The 7,012-nt window shown below is 38.0% G+C and carries 6 protein-coding genes; 2 read left to right on the top strand and 4 right to left on the bottom strand.

The window, feature by feature from the left end; translation table 11 throughout:
* The coding region (locus E1171_RS11355; RefSeq protein WP_222931474.1) for an FAD-binding oxidoreductase at positions 1-1,654 on the top strand (1,654 nt) is incomplete at its 5' end.
* Positions 1,655-1,657: 3 nt separating this feature from the next.
* Positions 1,658-3,214: an FGGY-family carbohydrate kinase gene (locus tag E1171_RS11350; protein ID WP_155206124.1), complete on the top strand. Its 1,557-nt coding sequence runs from the start codon at positions 1,658-1,660 to the stop codon at positions 3,212-3,214.
* A 249-nt stretch (positions 3,215-3,463) separates the two neighbouring features.
* On the opposite strand, the gene E1171_RS11345 is transcribed toward E1171_RS11350, so the two are convergent.
* The 4 genes from E1171_RS11345 to E1171_RS24270 all read right to left on the bottom strand — a co-directional run.
* A complete protein-coding gene (locus E1171_RS11345; protein ID WP_155206123.1) occupies positions 3,464-4,660 on the bottom strand; it encodes an outer membrane protein assembly factor BamB family protein in 1,197 nt (398 codons plus the stop codon).
* A gap of 173 nt (positions 4,661-4,833) precedes the next feature.
* Complete coding sequence (locus tag E1171_RS11340) at positions 4,834-5,796, bottom strand: aldo/keto reductase (RefSeq protein WP_187696404.1); 963 nt, start codon at positions 5,794-5,796, stop codon at positions 4,834-4,836.
* A gap of 130 nt (positions 5,797-5,926) precedes the next feature.
* The gene (locus E1171_RS11335) at positions 5,927-6,379 is read right to left on the bottom strand and encodes a GNAT family N-acetyltransferase (protein ID WP_155206121.1); all 453 of its coding nucleotides are present in this window, start codon (positions 6,377-6,379) and stop codon (positions 5,927-5,929) included.
* Positions 6,380-6,413: 34 nt separating this feature from the next.
* Positions 6,414-7,012: hypothetical protein (locus E1171_RS24270; protein WP_222931473.1), on the bottom strand; the 599-nt coding region annotated here is incomplete at its 5' end.

Raw genomic sequence — 7,012 nt, 5'->3', positions numbered from 1 at the left:
TATAATGAGTACGAATAAGACTTTTAGATCGATTTTTAAATGGGGAGATCCCAAAATTGAAGAAAAATTAAATGCTACCTATCAGAAAGAGTTAAGATCCATATTTGGATTGTCAGATGAAGACATTTCGAAACCTTTTCTTCCAGGAAATAATCCCATATCAACTGCTCCGAAAAGCAAACTCAATGTGGAGATGGCTTCTCAACTTGAAGAAATCGTAGGAAAGGATAATATTGACACCTCCGATTATGGAAGAGCTGCTCAAGCTTCAGGTAAATTTTATACCGAGATTTTGAGTCTGAGAGAAGGGAAGATGGAAAGCGTCCCGGATGTGGTACTTTCTCCCCAAACCGAAGCAGAGGTTATCAAAATTGTGGAGTTTTGCCATGCCCATAAAATTGCCATCACTCCTGCAGGAGCAAAAAGTTCAGTTACTAAAGGAATTGGAAATCCTCTAGGGGGTGTAAGTTTAGACCTTACAAAACATTTGAATAAAGTAATTGAGCTGGACGAAACCAGTCAAATCGTGCGCGTACAACCCGGTATTTACGGGCCAGCCTTTGAGGAATGGTTAAATAAAAGAGGTTACACTTGTGGTCATTTTCCTCAATCGTTTGAATATTCAACTGTCGGTGGTTGGGTGGCTGCTAAAGGTGCAGGGCAGTGTTCCTCAGGTTATGGAAAAATAGAAGATATGGTTTTAGGGCTAAAGGTAGTAACCCCTACCGGAGTTATTGATGAGGAGCCCTATCCAGCAAAAGCACAAGGATGGGATTTATCTCCTGTTTTCATTGGGTCGGAAGGTACTTTAGGGGTGATTACCGAAGTAAGGATGAAAGTCAGAAAATATCGACCTGAAAACCGGCGAATGGCCAGCTTCCTGTTCAAGGATTTCCAAAGTGCAGTAGAAGCCATGCGACAAATTTCGCAAAATGAAAGTGGCCTACCTCATTTATTCCGAATTTCTGACCCGGAAGAAACAGAGATCGCCTTCCGTACTAAGGGTTTTAATGGAACAAATGCCGATAAATTTTTAAAATGGAGAGGGTACCAACCCGAAAAACGATGTCTGATGTTTTGTGCCTCTGAGGGAGATGCAGATTATACCCGGCTCGTTATCAACAAAGTGAAAAAGATTGCTAAACAGAACGGAGCATTTTCATTGGGAGCAAAACCTACCCGTTCATGGCTGGAGCAACGTTTTCATTCGGCTTATTTACGTGAACCTATGATGGATCTGGGATTAATGACAGATACGATAGAGACGGCCACCAGCTGGGAAAACCTTCCGAAACTTTGGTCGGGGGCAAGAAAATATATTAAATCCAGACCAAACACCCTTTGTATGGTTCATATTTCTCATGTTTATGAAAATGGGGCTAACTTATATTTCATATTTGTAAGTCCAATAAAAAAAGAAGAGCCAATGGAGGATTACAAAGGCTTCCATAAAGGATTAGTGGATTCCATTTTGGAACATGGCGGATCATTAAGTCATCATCATGGGGTTGGAAGAGCTCTTGCTCCATGGATGGAGAAAAAGGTTGGTACTGAAGGAATGGATTTGATGCGTGCGATCAAAAAGCACCTTGACCCCAATAACATTATGAACCCGGGAAATACTCTTGGATTAGATTTAGATGAAAGGAGTTAAACTATGGAGCCTTTACTTATTTCTTTAGATGCGGGGACCCAGTCCGTAAGGGCAGCTTTGTATGATCTAAAAGGCCAACTGATTGATATTTGCAAAATCCCAATTGAACCCTACTTTTCAACCCAACCAGGATGGGCCGAACAAGAACCTGAATATTATTGGGAGAAACTTTGTGAGGCGACACAAGGATTGGTCAAAAATAACGCTCAACACCTTTCAGCCATACAAGGAATCTGTGTAACCACCCAGCGGGCAACGGTAATTAACCTGGATAAAAACGGAAGACCTTTACGACCTGCTATCGTCTGGCTAGACCAAAGAAAAGCAAAGCTGAATGGGGATTTAGAATGGTGGTTAAAATGGCCCCTTAAAATCGCCGGACAATTTGACCTGGTAAAGCATGTGATGACAGAGTCAGAAAGCCGATGGCTAATGCAAAACCAACAGGATGTATGGAAAAAAACTGCCCATTACGTTTACTTATCAGGTTACTTTTACTATAAACTGGTAGGTGAAATTGTTGAATCAAAGGGAAATATGGTGGGATACATGCCTTTTGATTACAAGAAAATGAATTGGGCTGAAAAAGGAGATCTTAAACATAAATTCATGCCGGTGGAGAAAGAAAAACTGAGTCCACTGGTTGATCCAGGAACGGTGGTTGGACAACTTACAGCTGAGGCAGCAGAAGCTACCGGCCTTCCTAAAGGTCTAAAAGTAATAGCAGGGGCTGCTGATAAAGCCTGTGAAGTGCTAGGTTCAGGTTGCATTGAGCCTGATTGGGCATGTCTAAGTTTTGGTACCACTGCAACCGTAGAAACCTGTTTTCCAAAATATGTGGAAGTAATACCATTTATGCCATCCTACCCTAGTGCCATCCCAGGTCATTACAATACAGAGGTAATGGTGTTCCGTGGCTTTTGGATGGTAAGTTGGTTCAAACAGCAGTTTGGATCTAGAGAAGTAAAAAAAGCAAAAAAACTGGGTATTGCTCCAGAAATATTGTTTGATGAGTTAATACGTGAAATACCTCCTGGCTCAATGGGCTTAACCCTTCAGCCTTACTGGTCCCCAGGAATAAAAACTCCAGGTCCTGAAGCAAAAGGTGCCATTATAGGATTTGGAGATGTACATACCCGTGCTCATATTTACCGGGCAATCCTGGAAGGATTGGCTTATTCCCTTAAAGAGGGTTTGGAGCAAACACAAAAAGCTACAAAGGTGAAAGTAAAAGCCTTAAAGATTTCGGGAGGAGGCTCACAAAGCGATGAAGCCATGCAGTTAACCAGTAATGTCTTCAACCTTCCTGCTTATCGCCCACATACTTTTGAAACTTCTTCCTTAGGAGCCGCCATGTTAGGGGCAGTTGGTTTAGGGTTTATGGATAATTATAAAATGGCGGTGAATGAAATGTGCCATACTTCCCGGGTTTTTGAACCTCAAAAAGAAGTCGTTTCCATTTACGAAGATTTATATAAAGATGTATACCAGAAGATGTATCATCAACTGAAACCTTTGTATCATTCTATTGGAAAAATTACGGGGTATCCTAGGTTGTAAAAAATAATATTGAAAATTTAGACCATTTAGGTAATGGTAAATAGAAATACAAACAGAAAATAAAATAGGCTAAATCAAAAAAATAGATTTACTCTTTTAGGACCATTATTTGCCATTAAAGTTACTCCATGAAAAAAGTAATTTGAGAAATACCATATTTATAAATTTGCAATCATTGTCTTTCAAAAGTCTTGGGTTTTTGTGCAATTGGACGAAACTCGAGTCTTTCCTTTTTTCATTATTGAAACCTTATATTTCATTTTCTGGCAACTCAACTGCATACAACTTTCCATCCGAACTCCCGAAATAAATCATTTGGTCTTCTACCAGTGGAGTAGAAAGAATAGAACCTAAGGAATGTATGGCGTTTTCTCCCACAGTCAAATCTTCTGAGTACAAAACAAAGTCTTCTTTGAAATGACCATCTTTTCCATAGACAGAAGCATAATTCTCCTTGCTAGCATCTGTCTGAAATTCCCATTTAATTTCTCCATTCAAATAATCCAATCCATAGATTTTCCCATTAAAACAACCAAAATATATGATATCATTTTTGGCCACCGCAGCCCCATAAACCCGCATGTTCAAAGGCGCTTTCCATTTTAGCTGACCACTTTTAGCATCCATACAATAAAAAACATGGGCATCTGAAGTTCCAAAATATACATTCCCCTTATAATCAATGGGTTCTGATATGATCCATCCCCCCTCATCTCTCATATTCCATTTACCGGCACCATTAACAGCATCCAAAGCATAAATGTTATAATCGCGGCTTCCAAAAAAAAGCGTATTTCCATGTAAAAGTGTCCCCTTTTGCACCTCTCCTTTAGGAAAATAAGTAGCTCCAATAGTATTGAACTTCCATATCAAGTTCCCATTCTTCTTATTTAGGGCATAGAAATACCCATCAAAACCTCCAAAATATAGCTTCTCATCATCCACTACAGGACTAGCGTGGACAATGTCTCCCGTAGTAAACTTCCACATCAATTTGCCACTATCAACATTTATAGCATATATATTTCCATCCCCACTACCCCAATAAATTATTCCTTCACTAATTATGGGAGAAGAAAGGTAATAATCCCAAAGGTCATAACTTTTCTCACCTTTACTTTTAAATTTCCATTTCAAACTACCGTCCTGTCTATTTACAGCATACAAACTCCCGTCAGCACTTCCAAAAAACACATTTTCAATATACAACGAAGGAGAAGAATGAACCGCTCCCTTTGTTTCAAATCGCCATACTTCCTTTCCACTACTTTTTTCTATGGCATAAAAATTAAAATCGCCACTCCCCACATAAATATTTTGGTCGTCAGAAATTGGAGAGGAGTAAATCCTACCTTCGGTTTTGAATTTCCATAATACTTTTTCCTGGGCACTTAAGCCATTAATTCCAGATATTACTGACAGAAAAAATAGGATCACTCTTTTCATTATGAAATTGCTTTTATGTTTTAAACCAAAAGAAGTATTTACAAACTAAATTATCCCAAAAACTACTTTATCCAATATATAATTTATGTTCCCTTCAATATTTATCAAAGCCTTTTTGCTTACCTGAAGACCAAGAAAGGAAAAAATACAAAATTTTGGGTTTCATATGGTGGTTATTCCTCCGACCGATCCGTGGCAATAGCTGGATGACTGGAAAGATCCGAAATATTCTGCCAAAGATCATCTGTCATTGGAATTTCAACCGATTTTAAGGCTGGCATTAGCTGTTCCACAGAACGCGCACCAATAATGGGTGCAGAAATCCCCGGATGTCCTCCTACCCAGGAAATGGCTAAACTAACGGGATCAAAATTATTTTCATGGGAAAATTCAATAAAAGCTTCGGTGGTTTGAATATTTCTATGTTCTTCGTAACGCTTTTGGTACATTACATTGGTATCAAATCGTCCTTCCTCCTTCCTATTATGCAAATACTTTCCTGTTAACATTCCTCCAGCCAAAGGACTATAGGAAAATACACCCAAATTTTCACTTTGTGCCATTGGTAAAATCTCTGATTCGCACTGACGTTTCAGTAAATTATACATAGGTTGTATGCAAGCTATAGGGGCAAAATTAAATTGCTTGGTTATGGAAATAGCTTTCATTACCTGCCAAGCTGCAAAATTACTGAGACCGATATAAAGTACTTTTCCCTGTCTCACAAAATCGTTTAAGGTACCTAGTGTCTCCTCCAATGGAGTTTCCTCATCAAAATGATGAACATAATAAACATCGATATAATCTGTATCTAAACGCTTTAAACTGTCTCTCAAAGCCTGGGTTAAATGAAATCGGCTACCTCCTTTTCCATTTATATCCCTTGAAATAGGATAGTAGGCTTTGGTTGCAAGGATTACCTCATCACGATGTTCTTTAATTAAGTTTCCAAGAATTCGCTCAGATTCTCCTCCAGCATACACATTCGCACAATCAAAAAAATTCACACCATAATCACGACATACGGCATATATCTTTTTCGAAAGGGCTTCATCTGCCTCCTGTCCAAAAGTCATGGTTCCAAAGCATAGGGAAGAAACCTTTAAACCAGTATTTCCTAATCTTTTATATTCCATAGCCAATTTTTACAATAAATGATGATTATTTCAATTTCTTCTTCCCTACGCATCAGTATAAAAGCTTCCTAAGCTACAAAAAATATGTTAAATTTTTCCTCTAAAAAAACCACCTTCTCATAGGCCTCCACTACGAGAGTTTCTTTCTAAAACAAAAACTACTGTTCACTTCAACATATGGTCCATAATTTGGAATGCGTTCATAACCACTTTTAACGTATAACCCTATAGCTTCTGGCTGTTTTTCTCCAGTCTCTAAAATGCAGCCATTATAATTTAATTCTTGGGCCCATTTCTCTAATTCTTTTAAAATTAATGTCGCTATCCCCTTTCCCCTTGCCTCCGATGAAACAAACATACGCTTCACCTCCATAATCTCATTATTATAAGGTTTAATCGCTCCACATCCAAGGGCCTTTCCATTATTATAAGCTACTACCACATTTTGAATTAGATCAATTTTATTAAACTGAGCAAAAAAGGAATGTTCATCCCCATCCCTTACCTGCAGGTCCTCATCCAAAGACTTAACAAGCCTTACAAAATCACTATCTTTAGAATTAGTTCGTTTCAGCTGAATCATTTCTTTTATTCTTATTTATTATTCCTCTTTTTATCTATTTTATTTTTTTCCTTAAAATCATAATGGAAAGAACATGCATAAAAACAGCAGAAGGCATGATAAAACCAGGAAGTAAGGTTATAGGGAAATGGGTAAATTGTGTACTAACCAATGGTTCTTTTGAACCCCAAACCTCAGGGAAATAGGAGGCTGAAATAACAATAAAAACTACAATGGCAAGGGTAACTAAACCAAGGATATTCCAAGCCAAAATCCATTTATAAGATTGGGAACCATTTTTCTGAGCAAAAACTCCCATAATGGGAGCTGTAATTCCCATTATGATATCAAAATTATATCCTTCAAAAGTGGCTGCTTTAGGTAAAATACCCGCAAAGAAAGAACACAAGATTACAATTTCAACCATAACTCTAAAGGACTGAAAATATAAGGTCCAACTTATGGGTAAATGTGAAATCAAATTCCTTTTATTCAAATTGATTAAGAAAAAAGCAAAAACTCCAAAAGCGGGTAATACTAATAAAAGAGGAACTCTGGGAGGCATTTCAAAACTTGTGAGGACTCCGGATTTTGAAAGCAAAAAGATGCAAATACCCCAAAGCGAAAAGCCCACAATTAATTGTAGGTTATTAT

The sequence above is a fragment of the Xanthovirga aplysinae genome, assembly GCF_009711365.1.
Lineage (GTDB): Bacteria > Bacteroidota > Bacteroidia > Cytophagales > Cyclobacteriaceae > Xanthovirga > Xanthovirga aplysinae.
The sequence above is the reverse complement of the archived record's forward strand: the minus strand, read 5'-3'. Positions and strand labels throughout refer to the sequence as shown.